The sequence below is a fragment of the Streptomyces geranii genome, from assembly GCF_002954775.1.
Lineage (GTDB): Bacteria > Actinomycetota > Actinomycetes > Streptomycetales > Streptomycetaceae > Streptomyces > Streptomyces geranii.
In genome coordinates this window covers 1-18,894 of record NZ_PJME01000035.1, presented here as the reverse complement: position 1 = coordinate 18,894, position 18,894 = coordinate 1, and the positions used below count along the sequence as shown (strand labels likewise).

Below are 18,894 nucleotides of genomic sequence, written 5' to 3'. Positions count from 1 at the left end.
GACATGGAGCGGTCGGGCAGAGCGGGGAGAACCGCCGCCGTCGCGTCGGGTATGAGACGTCAGATCGACATCAACGGGGAGGGCCGCTTCGGCTGGCGGTTAGTCGCGCCCAACGGGCGGGCGGTCGCCGTGTCGGTGACCTTCCAGGACACGCACGCACGCTGTCGCGCCGCCTTCGTCAGGCTGTGCGCGTACCACGCGGACACCTCGGGCGGAATACAGCACAGCTCCGAGGGCGGCGGCTGGGTGTGGGTCCTCTGGGACGGCCAGGGCCGTCATCTCGCCGCCTCCGCGCGGACCTACGAGCGGCACGCCACCTGTCGTTCCTCCTATGAGCGCTTTCGCGGGATGCTGCCCGAACTGAGCACCGTGGGACCGGAGTTGTGGGGAGAGGTCTGACGGGCGCGGGGCCCGCGGGGGCGGTGGGACCGAAGTTTCCCCCAGGGAACCTCTCGTTAACCCTTCGGGATGTACGTGTCTACGCGCGCCCAGCAGCGTCGGGTGCGTGCCCATGCCGAAGAGACCGTCGACGACACCCTCGCCGAAGAGACCGCCGGGTGGTCCGGAGCCGCATCCCGCGGTCGCCGGTGCCGCCGCCGGGTTCGTGCTCGCCGTCATGCTCCTGGTCGGCGGCTTTCTGCTGCTCAGGGCGTGGCAGGCGCTCGACCGCGCGGGCTGGTCCTTCCTGACGACCGCCGCCTGGCAGCCGGACGCCGGTGAGTTCGGCATCGCGGCCGTGCTGCTGGGCAGCGTCCTCATCGCGCTCGTCGCGACCCTGGCCGCGCTGCCGCTGGCCACCGGCGCCGCCCATCGGCCCCGTACGCGGCCCGTCCAACGCTCCCAAGTCGCCCCGCCCGAAGGCGACTTCGACCCCGACGAGAGTGCCCGCCAAAGACGACACCCCCGTCGGGGGCACGACGATCAGGATCGGCACCTGGACCGAGGACGTCGTGCGCGGTGGCCAGGACGAGGTCGACGCGTGCCGGGACGCCGTGCAGTGGACCGGCCCGACGCTCGGCACCGAGGACGGTTACAAGATGCGTACGGCCGTCCTCGTCGGCCACGACTACTGCGGCTTCGACCGCTTCGCGACCCTGCCCGTGGGCACGCGGGTCACTGTCAGCTCCCCGCGCGGCACCTGGACGTACAAGGTGTACGCGAACTACGTCACCCCGGGCCGAGGCGCCCCGGCCGCAGGCCTGTACTGGGGCGACCTCACCCTCCAGTCGTGCGTGGGCCCGGACACGGGCTTCAGCTACCTCATGCGCCAGTGAGCGATTCGGAGAGCGGACCAGAGATACGGCTCAGATGCCCGCCGCCGTGGACAGGTCCCGCTTGATCGTCTCCAGCAGGTCCGTCGCCTTCGCCCGGGCCGCCGGGAGGTCCGCGTGCGTGGGTACCGGGAGGACGACCTCCAGGTAGCACTTCAGCTTCGGCTCCGTACCGCTGGGCCGGACGATGACCCGGGCGCCGTCGAGCGTGTAGCGCAGGCCGTCCGTGGGCGGGAGGGACTCCGTACCCTTGGTGAGGTCCTCGGCGTTCGTGATGACCAGGTCGGCGAGCCGGGTCGGGGGGTGCTCGCGCAGCCGCCGCATGGCGTCGGCGATGACGGACAGGTCTTCCACGCGGACCGACAACTGATCCGTGGCGTGCAGCCCGTGCTCGACGGCGATGTCGTCGAGGAGGTCGAGCAGCGTACGGCCCGCCTCCTTCAGCTCGGAGGCGAGTTCCGTGAGGAGGAGCGCCGCCGTGATCCCGTCCTTGTCGCGTACGCCGTCCGGGTCCACGCAGTAGCCGAGGGCCTCTTCGTAGCCGTAGCGCAGGCCCTCGACGCGGGCGATCCACTTGAAGCCGGTGAGGGTCTCCTCGTAGGGGAGGTTCGCCTTCTCGGCGATCCGGCCGAGGAGGGAGGAGGAGACGATCGACTCGGCGAAGGTGCCCTGCGCGCCGCGCCGGACCAGGTGGGTGGCGAGGAGCGCGCCGACCTCGTCGCCGCGCAGCATGCGCCAGCCGTCGGGGGTCGGTACGGCCGCCGCGCAGCGGTCCGCGTCGGGGTCGTTCGCGATGACGAGGTCGGGGGTGGTCTCGCGGGCCGTGGCGAAGGCAAGGTCCATCGCGCCGGGCTCTTCCGGGTTGGGGAAGGCGACGGTCGGGAAGTCCGGGTCCGGGTCGGCCTGTTCGGCGACCACCGTGGGGGCGGGGAAACCGGCCCGCGCGAAGGCGGCGAGGAGGGTGTCGCGGCCGACGCCGTGCATCGGGGTGTAGACCGTGCGGGCGGTACGGGGGGAGTCGGGGGCGAGGACGGCGTCCGTACGGGCGAGATAGGCGTCCAGGACCGTGTCGTCGAGGGTTTCCCAGCCGGAGGTGGGGCGGGGGACGTCGTTCAGGCTGCGTACGGCGTCGATCTCGGCGGCGATCTCCGCGTCGGCGGGCGGGACGATCTGCGAACCGTCCCCGAGGTACACCTTGTAGCCGTTGTCGCGGGGCGGGTTGTGGCTGGCGGTGACCTCCACGCCCGCGACCGCGCCGAGGTGCCTTATGGCGAACGCCAGTACGGGGGTGGGGAGGGGGCGGGGGAGGACGGCCGCCCTGAGTCCCGCGCCGGTCATCACGGCGGCGGTGTCCTGGGCGAAGTCGGCGGACTTGTGGCGGGCGTCGTAGCCGATGACGACGAGGCCGTCGGTCTGTCCCTTGGCCCTCAGGTACGCGGCGAGGCCGGCGGCGGCGCGGATGACGACGGAGCGGTTCATGCGCATGGGGCCCGCGCCGAGTTCGCCTCGTAGGCCCGCTGTGCCGAACTGGAGGGTGCCGGAGAAGCGGGTGGTGAGTTCGGGGAGGTCGTGGGCGTCGATGAGCTTGGCGAGTTCGTCGCGGGTCTCCGCGTCCGGGTCCTCGGCCAGCCACGCCTTGGCCCGTGCGATCAGCTCGTCGTCGTGCACGTCGGTGCCTCTCGGTGTGGTGGTGCGGTTGCGTGGGCGGGGGCGAGGAAAAAGGAACGCCTACAGGCGGCCCAGGACCTGTGCCAGTAGGGAGCCCATTCGGGTCGCGCTGTCGCGGCCCGCCTGGAGGACCTCCTCGTGGTTCAGCGGTTCGCCCGTCATCCCCGCCGCCAGGTTCGTCACCAGCGAGATCCCCAGGATCTCGGCGCCCGCCTCCCGCGCCGCGATGGCTTCCAGCACCGTCGACATACCGACCAGGTCCGCCCCGATCGCCCGCGCCATCCGGATCTCCGCCGGCGTCTCGTAGTGCGGGCCCGTGAACTGGGCGTACACGCCCTCCTCCAGGCTCGGGTCGATCTCCTTGCACAGGGCGCGCAGCCGCGGCGAGTACAGGTCCGTCAGGTCGACGAAGTTCGCGCCGACGATCGGGGACGTAGCCGTCAGGTTGATGTGGTCGCTGATCAGGACCGGCTGGCCGGGACGCATGTCGGCGCGCAGGCCGCCGCAGCCGTTGGTCAGGACGATGGTCTTGCAGCCGGCGGCCACGGCGGTACGGACACCGTGCGCCACGGACGCGACGCCCCTGCCCTCGTAGTAGTGCGTGCGCCCCAGGAAGACCAGCGCGCGCTTGTCACCGATCCGGTACGAGCGGATCTTGCCGCCGTGGCCCTCGACCGCAGGCGGCGGGAACCCGGGCAGCTCGGTGACCTGGAACTCGGCCTCGGGGGCGCCCAGGGCGTCCACGGCCGGTGCCCAGCCGGAGCCCATCACGAGGGCGACGTCGTGGGTCTCGGCGCCCGTCAGCTCGCGCAGGCGCGTGGCGGCGGCGTCGGCGGCGGCGTGCGGGTCGCCCTGGATGTCGTCCGGAAGAAGAGATGCGTTCACGCGCAAGAGCGTATCCGGTCGGAGCCTACGCGCGTAGATGACGGAGGGCACGGGATGGCGATCGTTGTCTTGTCGTTTCCAACCGAACGGCTGCCAGAAAGGCCGCCACCACATCCCCCGACGCTCAACAGGGACGTTTTCTCAGTTCCATCACATAGTCGTGCGGCGCCCCGGCCGACTCCGCCGCGTCGGCGATCTCGCCCAGATGCCGGGCCGACGGCAGCCCGCCCTCGTACCCGTTCAGGACGTACACCCACGCGGGCTCCTCGCCCTCCAGCGTGTGCACGCGCAGCCGCATCCGGCGGTAGATGTCGAGGCCCACGCCCTCCCACCGGTCCAGCGAGTCCTCGTCGAGCGGGGCGATGTCGTACAGGGCGACGAAGACCTGGGAGCGCGGCGCCTCGACGATCGTCGGGAGGGCGCCCTCCCAGCCCATGTGCTCCCCGCCGAACGTCAGCCGCCAGCCGGTCAGCCACCCGGTGGCACGCAGCGGCGAGTGCGGTGCGCGGCGCGTCATGAGCCGCGCGTCGAGATTGCCGGCGTAGGCGGCGTAGAGCGACATGGGTCGAGAGTACGGCAGCGGACACGGCCGTCACTCCGGCAGCACAGGCCCCTCCCGTACGCACAGACGTGCCCCGGGGCGCGGGCATCGCGGGGCGTGCGGGACAATGGGGTATGTGACTCGGATCGTGATCATTGGTGGCGGACCCGGCGGCTACGAGGCTGCGCTGGTGGCAGCGCAGCTCGGCGCGGAGGTGACCGTCGTCGACTGCGACGGTCTGGGCGGGGCGTCGGTGCTCACCGACTGCGTACCGTCGAAGACCCTGATCGCGACGGCCGAGGTGATGACCACCTTCGACTCGTCGTACGAGGAACTGGGCATCATCGTCGCCGACGACACTCCGCCCGACCAGCAGGCCGCCCGAGTCGTCGGTGTGGACCTCGACAAGGTCAACCGACGGGTGAAGCGGCTCGCCCTCGCCCAGTCGCACGACATCACCGCCTCCGTCACCCGGGCCGGCGCCCGCGTCCTGCGCGGCCGTGGCCGCCTCGACGGCCTCCAGGGCGTCGACGGCTCACGCAAGGTCGTCGTACGGGCGGCCGACGGCACCGAGGAGACCCTGGTCGCCGACGCCGTCCTGATCGCCACCGGCGCCCACCCGCGCGAGGTGCCCGACGCGCAGCCCGACGGCGAGCGCATCCTCAACTGGACCCAGGTCTACGACCTCACCGAGCTGCCCGAAGAGCTGATCGTGGTCGGCTCCGGTGTCACCGGTGCCGAGTTCGCCGGTGCCTATCAGGCTCTCGGGTCCAAGGTCACCCTCGTGTCGTCGCGCGACCGCGTGCTGCCGGGTGAGGACCCGGACGCCGCCGCCGTCCTCGAAGAGGTCTTCCGGCGCCGTGGCATGAACGTCATGGCCCGCTCCCGCGCCGAGTCCGCCAAGCGCGTCGGCGACCGGGTCGAGGTCACCCTCTCCGACGGGCGGGTCATCACCGGCTCGCACTGTCTGATGGCCGTCGGCGCCATCCCCAACAGCGCCGGAATGGGCCTGGAGGAGGCCGGGGTCAAGCTCCGCGACTCCGGGCACATCTGGACCGACAAGGTGTCCAGGACGACGGCTCCCGGTGTGTACGCGGCCGGTGACGTGACCGGTGTCTTCGCCCTCGCGTCCGTCGCCGCCATGCAGGGCCGGATCGCCATGTACCACTTCCTCGGCGACGCGGTGGCCCCGCTCAACCTGAAGACCGTCTCGTCGAACGTCTTCACCGACCCCGAGATCGCCACCGTCGGCTACACCCAGGCCGACGTGGACGCCGGCAAGATCGACGCCGTGGTCGTCAAGCTGCCGCTGCTGCGCAATCCGCGCGCGAAGATGCAGGGCATCCGCGACGGCTTCGTCAAGCTCATGTGCCGGCCCGGTACGGGGATCGTCGTCGGCGGTTGTGTCGTGTCACCGCGTGCCTCCGAACTCATCCACCCGATCTCGATCGCGGTCGACAACAATCTGACGGTCGAGCAGATCGCGAACGCGTTCACCGTCTATCCCTCGCTATCCGGTTCGATCGCCGAGGTGGCGCGGCAGCTGCACACGCGCAAGGCGACGGGCGAGGGCTGACCGCCCTGACTCGGCGGGAGCGGAACTTCCCGCTGGTCAAGGCGAGTTGCGGCCCATTCGTACGGCATAGGCGACGTGGATAGGCACGTATACCACTTCCCGTACCCCCGTGCGAACAACTTCTGCTATTCGGCGCAAACTGCTGAAAGCAGACGGTCGTTGGGGTTACTGTCAGTTTCGTGTTCGCTGCAGAACGTCGTCAATTGATCCTCGAAATGGTGCGTGCCAATGGAGCCGTGTCGCTCCGTGAGCTCGCCCGCGTCGTCCAGACCTCCGAAGTGACCGTACGGCGGGACGTGCGCGCACTGGAGGCAGAAGGACTCCTCGACCGCCGGCACGGCGGTGCGGTATTGCCGGGCGGGTTCACGCGGGAGTCCGGCTTTCCGCAGAAATCTCATCTCGCGACCGCCGAGAAGACGGCCATCGCCGACCTCGCCGCGAGCTTCGTCGAAGAGGGCGAGGCCATCGTGGTCGGGGCGGGGACCACCACGCAGGAGCTGGCACGCCGGCTCGCGCGGGTCCCCGGGCTGACCGTCGTCACCAACTCCCTGTTGGTGGCCCAGGCGCTGGCCCACGCGAACCGGGTGGAGGTCGTGATGACCGGCGGCACCCTGCGCGGTTCCAACTACGCCCTGGTCGGCAGTGGCGCCGAGCAGTCCCTGCACGGGCTGCGGGTGTCCAAGGCCTTCCTCTCCGGAAGCGGCCTCACCGCCGAACGCGGGCTGTCCACCTCCAACATGCTGTCGGCGTCCGTCGACCGCGCGCTGGTGCAGTCCGCCGCCGAGGTCGTCGTGCTCGCCGATCACACCAAGCTCGGTACGGACACCATGTTCCAGACCGTGGCCACGGATCTGATCACCCGACTCGTCACGGACGAACCGCCCGTCCACGACGACCGCGCGGGTACGGAACTCCAGGCCCTGGCCGACCAGGGAGTGCAGATCGCCGTCGCCGGATCGTCCGGCTCGGCGAACGGCTCCCAGGTGACCGGACCGGGCGGCGGTGACCAGGTCCCGGCGCGCGGACAGCGCCGGGACGTGCCACTGCCGAACCCCCGCCGGGGTCAGCTGCCCGGCGGCGCGGCGGGCCATCCGCTGCGCGGCACGATGCTGGGGGAACAGCCCGGTGGACCGGGTGAGCGCGAACGGGAACGGGAGCGGGCCAGGGTGGCGGACCTCCGCCGCCGCTGATTCGTCGCCGCTGGTTCGGTGCCGTCGGTTCGTCGGTCGCTGATCCGTCGTACGTACCTGGTCAGTTGGGTACGGCCTTCAGGCCCCGCAGTGTCAGGGTCAGGAGGCGGTCGGCCAGGCCCGGGTCGTCCGGGGTCTCCTCGGCCGCCAGCGCGATGGCGTTGGTGAGCTGGAGCAGGTCGCCGATGGAGACGTCTGTACGAAGGGTGCCTGCCTGCTGGGCGCGGGCGAGCAGGGCCGCGCCCGCCTCCCGCATCGGGTTGCTGCACCTGGCGAGCGCCGAGTCGGCGTCGTACGACACCGACATGAGCGCCCGTGCCAGGCCGCGGTACTCACCGGCGTGCGTGACGATCTCGCGCAGCCAGGTGACCAGCGCGGCGCACGGCTCCGGGGCGGTCAGCAGCTCGCGGGAGCGGGCCAGCAGGTCGCTCACCGCGTCCTCGAAGACCGCGCTCATCAGGGCGTGGCGGTTGGGGAAGTGGCGGTAGAGGGTGCCGATGCCTACGCCTGCGCGGCGGGCGACTTCTTCGAGGGAGGTGTCGGTTCCGTGTGCCGCGAAAGCGGTGCGGGCTTCTGTGAGCAGGCGTTCGTAGTTGCGGCGGGCGTCCGCGCGGAGGCCTGCCGGCGGCTGGGCCATGGTTCAGGTGCCCTTCGTTCGCTTGTTCCGGGGGTTCAGCATGCCATCAGAGGTTGTGGGTTGGGTGCGGGCCCGGTGGGGGCTGGTCGCGCAGTTCCCCGCGCCCCTGAAAGCAGCTGCTCGCACCCTCGTCATAAAGTGAAGCGCCCGGTGGCTGATCGCTCAGCCTGCCGGGCGCCTCGGGACTTCGTACGGCTGGTCAGTCCTTGATCTCGCAGATGGGGGCGCCCGAGGTCAGGGACGCGCCGACCTCTGCCGCCAGGCCCTTGATGGTGCCGGTCTTGTGGGCGTTGAGGGGCTGTTCCATCTTCATGGCCTCCAGGACGACGATCAGGTCGCCCTCCTTGACCTCCTGGCCCTCCTCCACGGCCACCTTGACGATGGTGCCCTGCATGGGGGAGGCGAGGGTGTCGCCGGAGGCCACCGGGCCCGACTTCTTCGCCGCCCGGCGCTTCGGCTTGGCGCCTGCCGCGAGGCCCGTGCGGGCCAGGGACATGCCCAGGGAGACCGGGAGGGAGACCTCCAGGCGCTTGCCGCCGACCTCGACGACGATCGTCTCGCGGTCGGTGTCGTCCTCCGCCTCGGTGTCGGTGGGGGCGCTGAAGGGCTTGGTCTCGTTGACGAACTCGGTCTCGATCCAGCGGGTGTGGACCGTGAACGGGTCGGTGGAGCCGGTGAGTTCGGGGGCGAAGGCCGGGTCGGTGACGACCGCGCGGTGGAAGGGGATGGCGGTGGCCATGCCCTCGACCTGGAACTCGGCCAGCGCGCGGGCGGCACGCTGGAGGGCCTGCTGCCGGGTGGCGCCGGTGACGATCAGCTTGGCGAGGAGCGAGTCCCACGCCGGGCCGATCACGCTGCCGGACTCGACGCCCGCGTCCAGGCGGACACCGGGGCCGGTGGGCGGGGCGAAGCTGGTGACGGTGCCGGGGGCGGGCAGGAAGCCGCGGCCCGGGTCCTCGCCGTTGATCCGGAACTCGAAGGAATGGCCGCGCAACTCCGGGTCGCCGTAGCCGAGTTCCTCGCCGTCGGCGATGCGGAACATCTCGCGTACGAGGTCGATGCCGGCGACCTCCTCGGTGACCGGGTGCTCCACCTGGAGGCGGGTGTTGACCTCCAGGAAGGAGATCGTGCCGTCCTGGCCGACGAGGAACTCGACGGTCCCGGCGCCGACGTAGCCGGCCTCCTTCAGGATCGCCTTCGAGGAGGCGTACAGCTCGGCGACCTGGGCCTCGGAGAGGAACGGCGCCGGGGCCTCCTCCACCAGCTTCTGGTGGCGGCGCTGGAGGGAGCAGTCACGGGTCGACACGACGACCACGTTGCCGTGGGAGTCGGCCAGGCACTGGGTCTCCACGTGCCTCGGCTTGTCCAGGTAGCGCTCGACGAAGCACTCCCCGCGCCCGAACGCCGCGACCGCCTCGCGGACGGCGGAGTCGTACAGCTCGGGGACCTCTTCCAGCGTCCGGGCGACCTTGAGGCCGCGTCCGCCGCCGCCGAAGGCGGCCTTGATGGCGATCGGCAGGCCGTGCTCCTGGGCGAAGGCGACGACCTCGTCGGATCCGGAGACCGGGTCGGGCGTGCCGGCGACCAGCGGCGCACCGGCGCGCTGGGCGATGTGGCGGGCGGCGACCTTGTCGCCGAGGTCGCGGATGGCCTGCGGTGGCGGGCCGATCCAGGTCAGACCGGCGTCGAGGACGGCCTGGGCGAAGTCGGCGTTCTCCGAGAGGAAGCCGTATCCGGGATGGATCGCGTCCGCCCCGGAGTCCTTGGCGGCATGGAGCACCTTGGCGATGTCGAGATAGCTGGTCGCCGGGGTGTCACCGCCCAGGGCGAACGCCTCATCCGCGGCGCGGACATGCAGAGCGTCCCGGTCCGGGTCGGCGTACACGGCCACGCTCGCGATCCCGGCATCCCGGCAGGCCCGGGCAACGCGGACAGCGATTTCGCCACGGTTGGCGATGAGCACCTTGCGCACGATTGAGGCTCCCTCCTTGAAACAAGCCGATTTTAGGGACTGCCGACACGGCGCATCGACCCGTCCCCACTGGTGAGCTTGCCCACACAGAGCGTGATAGGAGGCTCGCTCGACCCGCGAAATCCCTTGTCGCACCTACTTACGCAGGACTCCTTCGAGAAACCCTAGCCCCCTCATGTGGTCAAGGTCTCTGTGAGAGCGTGCTGCGGCCCACTCCGTTTCTTTGTCGAGTCCCTACGAACGGCCCAATGATTCTTTGCCCGCCGAGCAACCTTCGCCGAACCCGTGTCCGCCCCTTGTCTGTGCGTTTACCCGTTAGTAGCGTTCGCGCTGTACCGAACGCGGTGCCGACCAACGTAGTTCTAGCCGCACGTGCGGCACTCGAAAGTGGGTGGGGGCCAGTGGTCCGCAGACCGGTGGCTTGGATCGTCGCGATCGTCCTCTTCGTGGAGGCGTTCGGCGTCGCCGCACTGAACTGGTTCCTGGGGATCGTCGTCGACCGACAGCAGATGTCCCTCGCGGGGCTCGACCCGGACATGATGTCCGTGTCGTCGAAGATCGGCGGCCTGCTCTTCGGCGCCTACTTCGCGCTCTGCGGTGTGGTCGCCCTCCTGGTCGCCCTGCGCGACCGCTCCCCGGCCGGCCTCGGCCGCATCCTGCTGATCAGCGTGGCGGTCACGCACGCGCTGCTGGGGGCGTTCGCCTGGGGGCTGGTGGGCTGGACGGCGTTCCTGATGATGGTCGTGGTGCTGGCGCTGGTGATACTCCTGCTGATGACCTACGACCAGCGGGACATCGCCGCCCCCGAGGGCCCGCAGGACGGCACGGGTGACGCGGGCGACGCGGGTGACACGAACGGGGACGACGCCCCGGCGAAGGGGAACGGCGGCTCGCCGCTCACACCCCCGCCGACCCCCAGCACCCCGTGACGGTCGGTCTCTAACGCTCCCCGGGCGTCCACAACTCCGTGATGCTGACGCCCAGTTCGGCGAGCAGCTTGCGTACGAGGGGCAGGCTGATCCCGATGACGTTGCCATGTCCGCCGTCGATGCCGTCGATGAACGGTGCCGAGCGGCCGTCGAGCGTGAACGCGCCCGCGACATGGAGGGGCTCGCCCGAGGCGACGTACGCGGCGATCTCGTCGTCCGTCGGCTCGCCGAAGCGGACCACGGTGGACGCGGTCGCCGAGACGAAGCGGTCGGCGGCCGTGTCGTAGACGCAGTGCCCGGTCTCCAGCGTGCCCGCCCGGCCGCGCATCGCCTTCCAGCGGGCGGTGGCCTCCTCGGCGTCGGCGGGCTTGCCGTACGCCTGGCCGTCCAGGTCGAGGACCGAGTCGCAGCCGATCACCAGCGCGCCCTTCACCTCGGGGCGCGCGGCCACCACGGCGGCCTTGGCCTCGGCGAGCGCGAGGGCCAGTTCGGCCGGGGTGGGCGCGGTCACGGCGTCCTCGTCGAACCCGCTGACGATCACCTCGGGGTCGAGTCCGGCCTGCCTGAGCAGGTTGAGCCGGGCGGGTGACTGGGAGGCGAGTACGAGACGGCGGCGTGGCTGCTGATCGGTCATACGGTCAGCGTATCGGCGGGGTACGGAGGGCTCGTGCGTGCCGGGGGGCCTACAGCACGCCCAGCACGATCATCGCGAGCAGCATGGCCAGCGCCATGAGAAACCCGAGCCGCCGAAGCATCTGCTGCGCTTCGCGCAGTTCCTTCGGCGGCTCGTTCTCGGGGTCGGACCACAACATGCCACTAGCGTGGGGCTTGGCGGGGCGGGGCGCCTGAGTAGGGGTACTTAAATTGGCACCCTTTTCCGTACTTCTGTGCGCGGTTCCTCGCGCCCCTGAGTGGGTCCGGTCACCCGGGCCAATATGTGCGGGTCCATGAGGTCGGGCTTGGCTGGGGCAGGTGCTGGGCGGCGATCCTCGCCGGGTCCGCCCACGCGTCCCTCGTGCCCGGGCCGCCCGGTGCCGTGGAGGACGCGGCCACGGCGCGGGCGCGGACCACCGCCAGGGCGGCGGCCAGTTCCTCGGGGGTCGGGTTGCCCCGTACGACCTTGATGTTCACAACGGCTCCTGAACAGGCTGGACGGTCTAGAACGGTCTGGAAGGGTCTAGAGAGGGATGTTGCCGTGCTTCTTCGGGGGCAGGGACTCGCGCTTGGTGCGGAGCTGGCGCAGGCCCCGTACGACGTGGCGGCGGGTGTCGGACGGGAGGATCACCGCGTCGACGTAGCCGCGTTCGGCCGCGATGTAGGGGTTGAGGAGGGTGTCCTCGTACTCCTGGATCAGGCGGGCGCGGACCACCTCCAGGTCCTCCCCGTTGGCCTCCGCCTCGGCGATCGTGCGGCGGTGCAGGATGTTGACCGCGCCCTGGGCGCCCATGACGGCGATCTGGGCGGTCGGCCAGGCGAGGTTGAGGTCGGCGCCCAGGTGCTTGGAGCCCATGACGTCGTAGGCGCCGCCGAAGGCCTTGCGGGTGATGACCGTGATGAGGGGGACCGTCGCCTCCGCGTAGGCGTAGATGAGCTTGGCGCCGCGGCGGATGATGCCGTCGTGCTCCTGGTCGACGCCGGGGAGGAAGCCGGGGACGTCCACGAAGGTGATCACCGGGACGTTGAAGGCGTCGCACGTGCGCACGAAGCGGGCGGCCTTCTCGCTCGCGTTGATGTCGAGGCAACCGGCGAACTGCATCGGCTGGTTGGCGACGACGCCGACCGGACGGCCCTCCACCCGGCCGAAACCGGTGAGGATGTTGGGCGCGAACAGGGACTGCGTCTCGAAGAACTCGGCGTCGTCCAGGACGTGTTCGATCACCGTGTGCATGTCGTACGGCTGGTTCGCGCTGTCCGGGATCAGGACGTCCAGCTCGCGGTCCTCGTCCGTGACGGTGAGGTCCGCCTCCTCGGGGAACAGCGGGGGCTCGCTGAGGTTGTTGGACGGCAGGTACGACAGCAGCTGCTTGACGTACTCGATGGCGTCCTTCTCGTCGCCGGCCATGTGATGGGCCACGCCCGAGGCGGAGTTGTGGGTCCTGGCCCCGCCCAGCTCCTCCATGCCGACGTCCTCGCCGGTGACGGTCTTGATGACGTCCGGGCCGGTGATGAACATGTGCGAGGTCTGGTCGACCATGACCGTGAAGTCGGTGATGGCCGGGGAGTAGACGGCGCCGCCGGCGCACGGGCCGACGACGAGCGAGATCTGCGGGATGACCCCCGAGGCATGGGTGTTGCGGCGGAAGATCTCGCCGTACGCGCCGAGGGAGGCGACGCCTTCCTGGATGCGCGCCCCGCCCGAGTCGTTGATGCCGATGACCGGACAGCCGGTCTTCAGCGCGAAGTCCATGACCTTGACGATCTTCTGGCCGTACACCTCGCCCAGCGCGCCGCCGAACACGGTGAAGTCCTGGGAGAACACGGCGATCGGACGCCCGTCGACGGTGCCGTACCCGGTGACGACGCCGTCGCCGTAGGGGCGGTTGTTCTCCAGGCCGAAGTTGGTCGAGCGGTGCGTGGCGAACTCGTCCAGCTCGACGAACGAGTCGTCGTCGAGGAGGAGTTCGATCCGCTCACGGGCCGTCAGCTTGCCCTTCGCGTGCTGCTTCTCGACGGCGCGTGCCGATCCGGCGTGCGTCGCCGCGTCGACGCGGCGCTGCAGGTCCGCGAGCTTGCCAGCGGTGGTGTGGATGTCGGTCTGCTGCGGCTGTACCGGCTCGGCCATCGGGATGCGGCTCCCTGCAAAGAGTGACGTGCTCAGAAGGGGGATTGGCTACTCATCCGTAGCGTAGTGGGGTGCCTACCCATCGGCAGTGCGGCGTTTACCACATCTAGGGTGGCTTGCATGACGCCGCGAGATGACTCAGCAGACAGCGACGGCCGGTGGTCCGACCTCGACCGGCCGCCCCTCAACGCAGGTGCGCTGCGCCGGGCGCTCGTCCGGGAGGGCGGGCTCTGGTCCGGGGTGGAGGTCGTGCGCAGTACGGGGTCCACCAACGCCGATCTCGTCGCCCTCGCGGGTGCGGGCAAGGCGGAGGAGGGGCTGGTCCTGGTCGCCGAGGAGCAGACCGCCGGGCGGGGGCGGCTGGACCGGCAGTGGACGGCTCCGGCCCGCTCCGGGCTGTTCTTCTCCGTGCTGCTGAAGCCGACGGAGGTCCCGGTGGCCCGCTGGGGCTGGCTGCCCCTGCTGACCGGGGTCGCGGTGGCGACGGGGCTGTCGCGTGCGGCGGGTGTCGATACGTCCCTCAAGTGGCCCAACGACCTGCTGGTGAGCGTCGGGGGCGCGGAGCGCAAGGCGGGCGGGATCCTCGCGGAGCGGGCGGGCGAGGGGGCGGTGGTGATCGGCATCGGCGTCAACGTCACCCTGCGCGAGGACGAACTGCCGGTGCCGACGGCGGGGTCGCTGGCGCTGGCCGGGGCGGTGGGGACGGACCGGGATCCGCTGCTGCGGGCCGTGCTGCGGTCGCTGGAGCAGTGGTACGTGCGGTGGCGGGCGGCGGAGGGGGATCCGGTGCTGTCGGGGCTGCAGGAGACGTACGCGGCGGGGTGCGCGACGCTCGGGCGGACTGTGCGGGCGGAGTTGCCGGGGGAGAGGTCCGTGGTGGGGGAGGCGGTCGCCGTGGACGGGGACGGGCGGTTGGTGCTGGCCACGGGGGAGGGGGTGCAGGAGCCGGTGGGGGCGGGGGATGTCGTGCACCTGCGGCCGGCGTGACGGTTTTCTCGCCCCGGTCGGCACCATCAGCCCGTCTGGGGGTCCCCCCTCTGGGGGAGTTCGAGGACGAGGCCGTTCAGGCCGAAGCGGGGGTCTGGGGGCGGCAGCCCCCAGGGCGGTCACACCAATACCGGGTGCGTCGTCCCTGCTGAACCCAGCGGAGCGAGGCCGTATCGTTGAGGGCGGTCGATATCTGACCGTGACAGATCGGAAGGGCAGCAGGCGTGACCGTCGACGACACGGGCTCCGACGCGGCGGGCAGCCGGGTGGGTGGGCAGGACGCCGACCCCGGTGAGGACCCGCTCGCCCTCCGCCTCGAACAGCTCATCCTCGGGGCCGAGCGGCGCTACACCCCCTTCCAGGCCGCCCGCAGCGCCGGTGTCTCCATGGAGCTGGCCTCGCGTTTCTGGCGGGCGATGGGCTTCGCCGACATCGGGCAGGCCAAGGCGCTGACGGAAGCGGACGTACTCGCCCTGCGGCGCCTCGCCGGTCTCGTCGAGGCGGGGCTGCTCAGCGAGGCGATGGCCGTGCAGGTGGCGCGTTCCACGGGGCAGACCACCGCCCGGTTGGCCGAATGGCAGATCGACTCCTTCCTGGAGGGGCTCACCGAACCCCCCGAGCCCGGCATGACCCGCACCGAAGTCACGTATCCGCTGATCGAACTGCTCCTGCCCGAGCTGGAGGAGTTCATCGTCTACGTCTGGCGGCGCCAGCTCGCCGCCGCGACCGGGCGGGTCGTGCAGGCCGCCGACGACGAGGAGATGGTCGACCGGCGGCTGGCCGTCTGCTTCGCCGACCTGGTCGGGTTCACGCGGCTGACCCGGCGCATGGAGGAGGAGGAACTCGGCGAACTCGTCGAGGCCTTCGAGACCACCGCCGCCGACCTGGTCGCCGCGAACGGCGGGCGGCTCGTCAAGACGCTCGGCGACGAGGTGCTGTACGCGGCGGACGACGCCGGAGTCGCCGCCGAGATCGCGCTGCGACTCATCGAGACGATGGCGCACGACGAGACGATGCCCGAGCTGCGCGTCGGCATGGCCTTCGGCACGGTGACCACCCGTATGGGTGATGTGTTCGGGTCGACGGTGAACCTGGCCTCCCGGCTGACGTCGATAGCTCCACGGGACGCGGTGCTCGTCGACGCGGCGTTCGCGGAGGAGCTGATCCGTACCGGGGACGCGCCCGCCTCCGAGGCGGAGGCCGCCGAGGCCGCCGCAGCCGCCGAGAAGGAGGGCGAGGAGCCGCCGGTGTACCGCTTCGCGCTCCAGCCGATGTGGCAGCGGCCGGTGCGCGGTCTTGGCGTGGTCGAGCCCTGGCTGCTGACCCGGCGGTCCGGTCCCGCGTAGCGGCTGCCGCTCAGCGGCGGTGGTCCAGCGGGTCCACGCACAGGCCGATCAGCGGTACGCACACTCCGTCGGGCGTCGGTGTGACCTCCGAGGCCGCCTGCTGCGGCGGCTGAGGTGAGGGCGCGGTCGGTGCTGCCGCCGCCGGTGGTTCCTGCGGGGGCGTGGGTGGGGCCGGTGTCGGTGAACTGGGGTGCTGCGGGATCGTCGTGGCGTCGGGCGCCGGGGCTCGGGACGTCGTGGGGTACGGGCCCAGCTGTACGGGCTGCAGCCTGCCTGCCGCGCCCGGGAGCGCCGTCGGGGAAGTCGCCGAGGGGCCTGTCGGGGTGGGGCCGGTCGGGGTGGGGGTCGCGCCGCCCATGGCGGTGTTCGTCGTAGGGGTCGCCTCGGTCGTGGCCGCCGTGTTGTCGGTGCGATCGGTGCGATCCGTGCGTTCGGCAGCGGTGTCGTCGTTCAGGGCCGATTCCAGGTCGGTTCTCGCCTGCGCGCCGGTCGCTCCGCCGTCCGGTGTCAGGCGTACGAGGCTCAGGACCCCGGCGGCCAGCGCGAAGCCGCCCGCCGCGAGGAGGACCTTGCGGGGGCGCGGCTTGCGGTGTCTGCCTCGGGGACGGCCGGTCGGGGGGACGGGCGGGGTCGCGGGCTCGGTCGGCCTGGTCGGCCTGGTCGTCGTGTCCGTCATGGTGATCCCTCCCCGTTGCGCCGGCGCCCCCGGTGAGCCGTCGCGGAGCGCACGCTATGCGCTGCCGGGAGCGGGATTTCGGGAGATCGGCGCCATGTCACCCGAACGAGGTGAAGGGGCCGACCTTCCCTCGGGTGGGGCTGGGCTGCGATGATCGGGGACGGCCGTAGTTAACCCGCGTTAACCAGGAGGATGCCATGGGATCGGGAGAGGAACGGTCCGGGGAGCGGTCCGGGGAGCGGTCCGAGGAGCGGTTCGGGGAGTTCGTCGTCGTGCGGCGGCACGGGTACGTCGCCGAACTCGTCCTCGACCGGCCGAAGGCCATGAACGCGGTCTCCTCCGCCATGGCCCGCTCCATCGGCGGCGCGTGTGCCGCGCTGGCCGCCGACCGTGACGTACGCGCGGTGGTGCTGACCTCCACCCATGAGCGGGCGTTCTGCGTCGGGGCCGACCTCAAGGAGCGGAACTCGATGACCGACGCCGAGCTGGTCCGGCAGCGGCCGGTGGCCCGGGGCGCGTACACCGGTGTGCTGGAGCTGCCGATGCCGACGGTCGCCGCCGTGCACGGGTTCGCGCTGGGGGGCGGGTTCGAGCTGGCGCTGTCCTGCGATCTGATCGTGGCGGACGGTACGGCGGTGGTGGGGCTGCCCGAGGTGTCCGTCGGGGTGATTCCCGGGGGCGGCGGTACGCAGCTGCTGCCCCGGCGGGTGGGCGCCGCCCGGGCCGCCGAGCTGGTCTTCACCGCGCGGCGGGTGGCGGCGGGGGAGGCGCGGGAGCTGGGGCTGGTGGACGTGCTGGTGGAGGACGGGCGGGCCCGGGAGGAGGCGCTGGCGCTCGCCTCCCGGATCGCGGCGAACTCGCCCGTGGGGCTGCGGGCGGCCAAGCGGGCCCTGCGGGTGGGGTTCGGGCTGGATCTGCGGGCCGGGCTCGAGGTGGAGGACGCGGCGTGGCGTTCCGTCGCCTTCTCGGGGGACCGGGCGGAGGGGGTGGCGGCGTTCGCGGAGAAGAGGGCGCCTGTCTGGCCTGGGGAGTGAGGGGGTGCGGAATGGTGGGGAGCGACTCGGCTCGGCTCCTCCGCCCCCTGTTCGCCCTCTCGATGTCTCAAATATGGATAAAACTTCCTAACCTGGATAAATGGGTGAGGAAAGTCGGCTCCGCGCCGTCGTGACGCTCGCGCAGGGCATGGCCGCCGCGCACAGCCCCCGCGACTCCTGGCGTGCCGCCGCGTCCGGTGCCTGTCACGCGCTGGCCGGGAACTTCGCCGCGCTTTCCGTCTGGGAGCGGGAGCTGGGGCGGCTGCGGGTGCTGGTGAACGTGGGCGAGCGGGCCGCCGACGAGGAGGAGTTTCCGGAGGGGGAGGCGTACCCCGTGCACCAGTTTCCGGAGATCACCGAGTTTCTGCATGAGCGGTGGGCGGGGGGTGGGGAGCCCAACGCGTGGGTCGAGACGGCGGAGGGGCCCGCGGGCGGGCTGTCGGCGGGGCGCGCGGGCTACTGCCACCAGCGGGTCGCGGCCCTGCGGCGCCGGGGGCGGGGCTGCTGTGTCGTCGCGCCCGTCGTGCTGCACGGCCGGGCCTGGGGCGAGCTGTACGTCGCCCGGCCCGCCGGCGCACCCGTCTTCGACCGCGCCGACGCCGACTTCGCGACCGTCCTGGCGGCTGTCGTCGCCGCTGGGATCGCCCAGACCGAGCGGCTGGAGGAGGCGCGGCGGCTGGCGTTCACCGATGCGCTGACGGGGCTGGCGAACCGGCGGGCCGTGGACGCGCATCTCGACGAGGCGATCGAGCGGCATCGGCGGGACGGGGCGGTGGTGAGCCTGGTCGTGTGCGACCTGAACGGGCTGAAGCGGGTCAACGACACCCTCGGGCACGCGGTCGGTGACCGGTTCCTCGAACGGTTCGGGTCGGTGCTGTCGTTGTGCGGGGCGATGTTGCCGGGGGCGCTTGCGGGGCGGCTGGGCGGTGACGAGTTCTGTCTGCTGGTGGTGGGGCCGTCCGCGGACGAGGTGGTCCGGGCGGCGGGTGAACTGTGCCGTCGGGCGGGGGAGTTGGAGTTGGGGGAGGGGGTGGCGTGCGGGGTCGCTTCTACGGCGGATCCGATCGGGTCGGTTCGGACGGCTCGGCGGTTGTTCCGGCTGGCGGACGCGGCGCAGTACCGGGCGAAGGCGCTCCGCGCGGAGCGGCCGGTGGTGGCGGGCCGGGAGGGCCCCGACGACCCGGTGATCCGCCTTGCGGATGCGGGGCCGGCGGGGGAGGGGATGCCGGGGGAGGGGGCGGTGGAACGCCGCCGCTTCCGTGGCCGGAGGCCGTGAGGCGGGGCCTTTTTTCCTTGCCCCCGCCGCCCCTACCCGTCCCATCCCCGGGGGCTGCCGCCCCCGGACCCCCCGCTTTGTCCTCAAGCGCCGGACGGGCTGAAATGCGCGGGCCTGGGGTGGG

General features: G+C 71.6%; 19 protein-coding genes. 9 read left to right on the top strand and 10 right to left on the bottom strand.

Annotated features, from left to right (window positions below; genetic code table 11):
* The first annotated feature begins 51 nt into the window (after positions 1-51).
* Together CW359_RS31150 and CW359_RS45490 are read left to right on the top strand one after the other, a co-directional pair.
* On the top strand, positions 52-399 hold the full coding sequence (locus CW359_RS31150; RefSeq protein WP_105973535.1) for a hypothetical protein: 348 nt from the start codon (positions 52-54) through the stop codon (positions 397-399).
* A 482-nt stretch (positions 400-881) separates the two neighbouring features.
* Complete coding sequence (locus CW359_RS45490; protein ID WP_157968668.1) at positions 882-1,274, top strand: sortase family protein; 393 nt, start codon at positions 882-884, stop codon at positions 1,272-1,274.
* Positions 1,275-1,304: 30 nt separating this feature from the next.
* Here CW359_RS45490 and CW359_RS31140 read toward each other — a convergent pair whose 3' ends face one another.
* The 3 genes from CW359_RS31140 to CW359_RS31130 form a co-directional block, all read right to left on the bottom strand.
* On the bottom strand, positions 1,305-2,939 hold the full coding sequence (locus CW359_RS31140; RefSeq protein WP_105973534.1) for a phospho-sugar mutase: 1,635 nt from the start codon (positions 2,937-2,939) through the stop codon (positions 1,305-1,307).
* 60 nt (positions 2,940-2,999) lie between these two features.
* Complete coding sequence (locus CW359_RS31135) at positions 3,000-3,824, bottom strand: purine-nucleoside phosphorylase (protein WP_105973533.1); 825 nt, start codon at positions 3,822-3,824, stop codon at positions 3,000-3,002.
* Positions 3,825-3,948: 124 nt separating this feature from the next.
* Positions 3,949-4,386: a gamma-glutamylcyclotransferase family protein gene (locus CW359_RS31130; RefSeq protein ID WP_105973532.1), complete on the bottom strand. Its 438-nt coding sequence runs from the start codon at positions 4,384-4,386 to the stop codon at positions 3,949-3,951.
* Positions 4,387-4,492: 106 nt separating this feature from the next.
* On the opposite strand from CW359_RS31130, the gene CW359_RS31125 reads away from it, so the two are divergent.
* The gene (locus CW359_RS31125; RefSeq protein WP_105973531.1) at positions 4,493-5,941 is read left to right on the top strand and encodes an NAD(P)H-quinone dehydrogenase; all 1,449 of its coding nucleotides are present in this window, start codon (positions 4,493-4,495) and stop codon (positions 5,939-5,941) included.
* A 179-nt stretch (positions 5,942-6,120) separates the two neighbouring features.
* A complete protein-coding gene (locus CW359_RS31120) occupies positions 6,121-7,131 on the top strand; it encodes a DeoR/GlpR family DNA-binding transcription regulator (RefSeq protein WP_105973530.1) in 1,011 nt (336 codons plus the stop codon).
* 61 nt (positions 7,132-7,192) lie between these two features.
* Here the strand turns inward: CW359_RS31120 and CW359_RS31115 are convergent, their stop codons facing one another.
* Both CW359_RS31115 and CW359_RS31110 read right to left on the bottom strand, forming a co-directional pair.
* On the bottom strand, positions 7,193-7,768 hold the full coding sequence (locus CW359_RS31115; RefSeq protein ID WP_105973529.1) for a TetR/AcrR family transcriptional regulator: 576 nt from the start codon (positions 7,766-7,768) through the stop codon (positions 7,193-7,195).
* Positions 7,769-7,967: 199 nt separating this feature from the next.
* Complete coding sequence (locus tag CW359_RS31110) at positions 7,968-9,740, bottom strand: acetyl/propionyl/methylcrotonyl-CoA carboxylase subunit alpha (RefSeq protein WP_105973528.1); 1,773 nt, start codon at positions 9,738-9,740, stop codon at positions 7,968-7,970.
* 401 nt (positions 9,741-10,141) lie between these two features.
* Here CW359_RS31110 and CW359_RS31105 point away from each other — a divergent pair, with 401 nt between their 5' ends.
* On the top strand, positions 10,142-10,669 hold the full coding sequence (locus CW359_RS31105) for a hypothetical protein (RefSeq protein WP_105973527.1): 528 nt from the start codon (positions 10,142-10,144) through the stop codon (positions 10,667-10,669).
* Between the two features lie 10 nt (positions 10,670-10,679).
* Here the strand turns inward: CW359_RS31105 and CW359_RS31100 are convergent, their stop codons facing one another.
* The 4 genes from CW359_RS31100 to CW359_RS31090 all read right to left on the bottom strand — a co-directional run bounded on the left by CW359_RS31100 (position 10,680) and on the right by CW359_RS31090 (position 13,451).
* Positions 10,680-11,303 (bottom strand): Maf family protein, encoded by a 624-nt coding sequence (locus CW359_RS31100; protein ID WP_105973526.1) that lies wholly within the window; start codon positions 11,301-11,303, stop codon positions 10,680-10,682.
* Between the two features lie 49 nt (positions 11,304-11,352).
* Complete coding sequence (gene mmpB, locus CW359_RS47175) at positions 11,353-11,481, bottom strand: morphogenic membrane protein MmpB (protein ID WP_268828153.1); 129 nt, start codon at positions 11,479-11,481, stop codon at positions 11,353-11,355.
* Positions 11,482-11,590: 109 nt separating this feature from the next.
* Entirely contained in the window at positions 11,591-11,800 is a 210-nt protein-coding gene (locus CW359_RS31095) for an acyl-CoA carboxylase epsilon subunit (RefSeq protein ID WP_105973525.1), read from the bottom strand.
* Positions 11,801-11,846: 46 nt separating this feature from the next.
* Positions 11,847-13,451 (bottom strand): acyl-CoA carboxylase subunit beta, encoded by a 1,605-nt coding sequence (locus tag CW359_RS31090; RefSeq protein WP_105973524.1) that lies wholly within the window; start codon positions 13,449-13,451, stop codon positions 11,847-11,849.
* Positions 13,452-13,571: 120 nt separating this feature from the next.
* On the opposite strand from CW359_RS31090, the gene CW359_RS31085 reads away from it, so the two are divergent.
* Both CW359_RS31085 and CW359_RS31080 read left to right on the top strand, forming a co-directional pair.
* Positions 13,572-14,438, top strand: a complete 867-nt coding sequence (locus CW359_RS31085) for a biotin--[acetyl-CoA-carboxylase] ligase (RefSeq protein WP_105973523.1) — start codon at positions 13,572-13,574, stop codon at positions 14,436-14,438.
* Positions 14,439-14,662: 224 nt separating this feature from the next.
* A complete protein-coding gene (locus tag CW359_RS31080) occupies positions 14,663-15,784 on the top strand; it encodes an adenylate/guanylate cyclase domain-containing protein (protein WP_105973522.1) in 1,122 nt (373 codons plus the stop codon).
* Between the two features lie 10 nt (positions 15,785-15,794).
* Here the strand turns inward: CW359_RS31080 and CW359_RS31075 are convergent, their stop codons facing one another.
* Positions 15,795-16,460 (bottom strand): hypothetical protein, encoded by a 666-nt coding sequence (locus CW359_RS31075; RefSeq protein ID WP_198655455.1) that lies wholly within the window; start codon positions 16,458-16,460, stop codon positions 15,795-15,797.
* A 197-nt stretch (positions 16,461-16,657) separates the two neighbouring features.
* Here CW359_RS31075 and CW359_RS31070 point away from each other — a divergent pair, with 197 nt between their 5' ends.
* Both CW359_RS31070 and CW359_RS31065 read left to right on the top strand, forming a co-directional pair.
* The gene (locus CW359_RS31070; protein WP_105973521.1) at positions 16,658-17,494 is read left to right on the top strand and encodes an enoyl-CoA hydratase/isomerase family protein; all 837 of its coding nucleotides are present in this window, start codon (positions 16,658-16,660) and stop codon (positions 17,492-17,494) included.
* Between the two features lie 100 nt (positions 17,495-17,594).
* Complete coding sequence (locus CW359_RS31065) at positions 17,595-18,770, top strand: GGDEF domain-containing protein (RefSeq protein ID WP_105973520.1); 1,176 nt, start codon at positions 17,595-17,597, stop codon at positions 18,768-18,770.
* Positions 18,771-18,894 lie beyond the last annotated feature (124 nt).

Coding starts and splice junctions, on each gene's coding strand:
- CW359_RS31150 (WP_105973535.1), top strand. CDS start 52: ATGAGACGTCAGATCGACATCAACGGGGAGGGCCGCTTCGGCTGGCGG.
- CW359_RS31130 (WP_105973532.1), bottom strand. CDS start 4,386: ATGTCGCTCTACGCCGCCTACGCCGGCAATCTCGACGCGCGGCTCATG.
- CW359_RS31125 (WP_105973531.1), top strand. CDS start 4,493: ATGGGGTATGTGACTCGGATCGTGATCATTGGTGGCGGACCCGGCGGC.
- CW359_RS31115 (WP_105973529.1), bottom strand. CDS start 7,768: ATGGCCCAGCCGCCGGCAGGCCTCCGCGCGGACGCCCGCCGCAACTAC.
- CW359_RS31100 (WP_105973526.1), bottom strand. CDS start 11,303: ATGACCGATCAGCAGCCACGCCGCCGTCTCGTACTCGCCTCCCAGTCA.
- mmpB (WP_268828153.1), bottom strand. CDS start 11,481: ATGTTGTGGTCCGACCCCGAGAACGAGCCGCCGAAGGAACTGCGCGAA.
- CW359_RS31090 (WP_105973524.1), bottom strand. CDS start 13,451: ATGGCCGAGCCGGTACAGCCGCAGCAGACCGACATCCACACCACCGCT.
- CW359_RS31085 (WP_105973523.1), top strand. CDS start 13,572: ATGACGCCGCGAGATGACTCAGCAGACAGCGACGGCCGGTGGTCCGAC.
- CW359_RS31075 (WP_198655455.1), bottom strand. CDS start 16,460: ATGACGGACACGACGACCAGGCCGACCAGGCCGACCGAGCCCGCGACC.
- CW359_RS31070 (WP_105973521.1), top strand. CDS start 16,658: ATGGGATCGGGAGAGGAACGGTCCGGGGAGCGGTCCGGGGAGCGGTCC.
- CW359_RS31065 (WP_105973520.1), top strand. CDS start 17,595: ATGGGTGAGGAAAGTCGGCTCCGCGCCGTCGTGACGCTCGCGCAGGGC.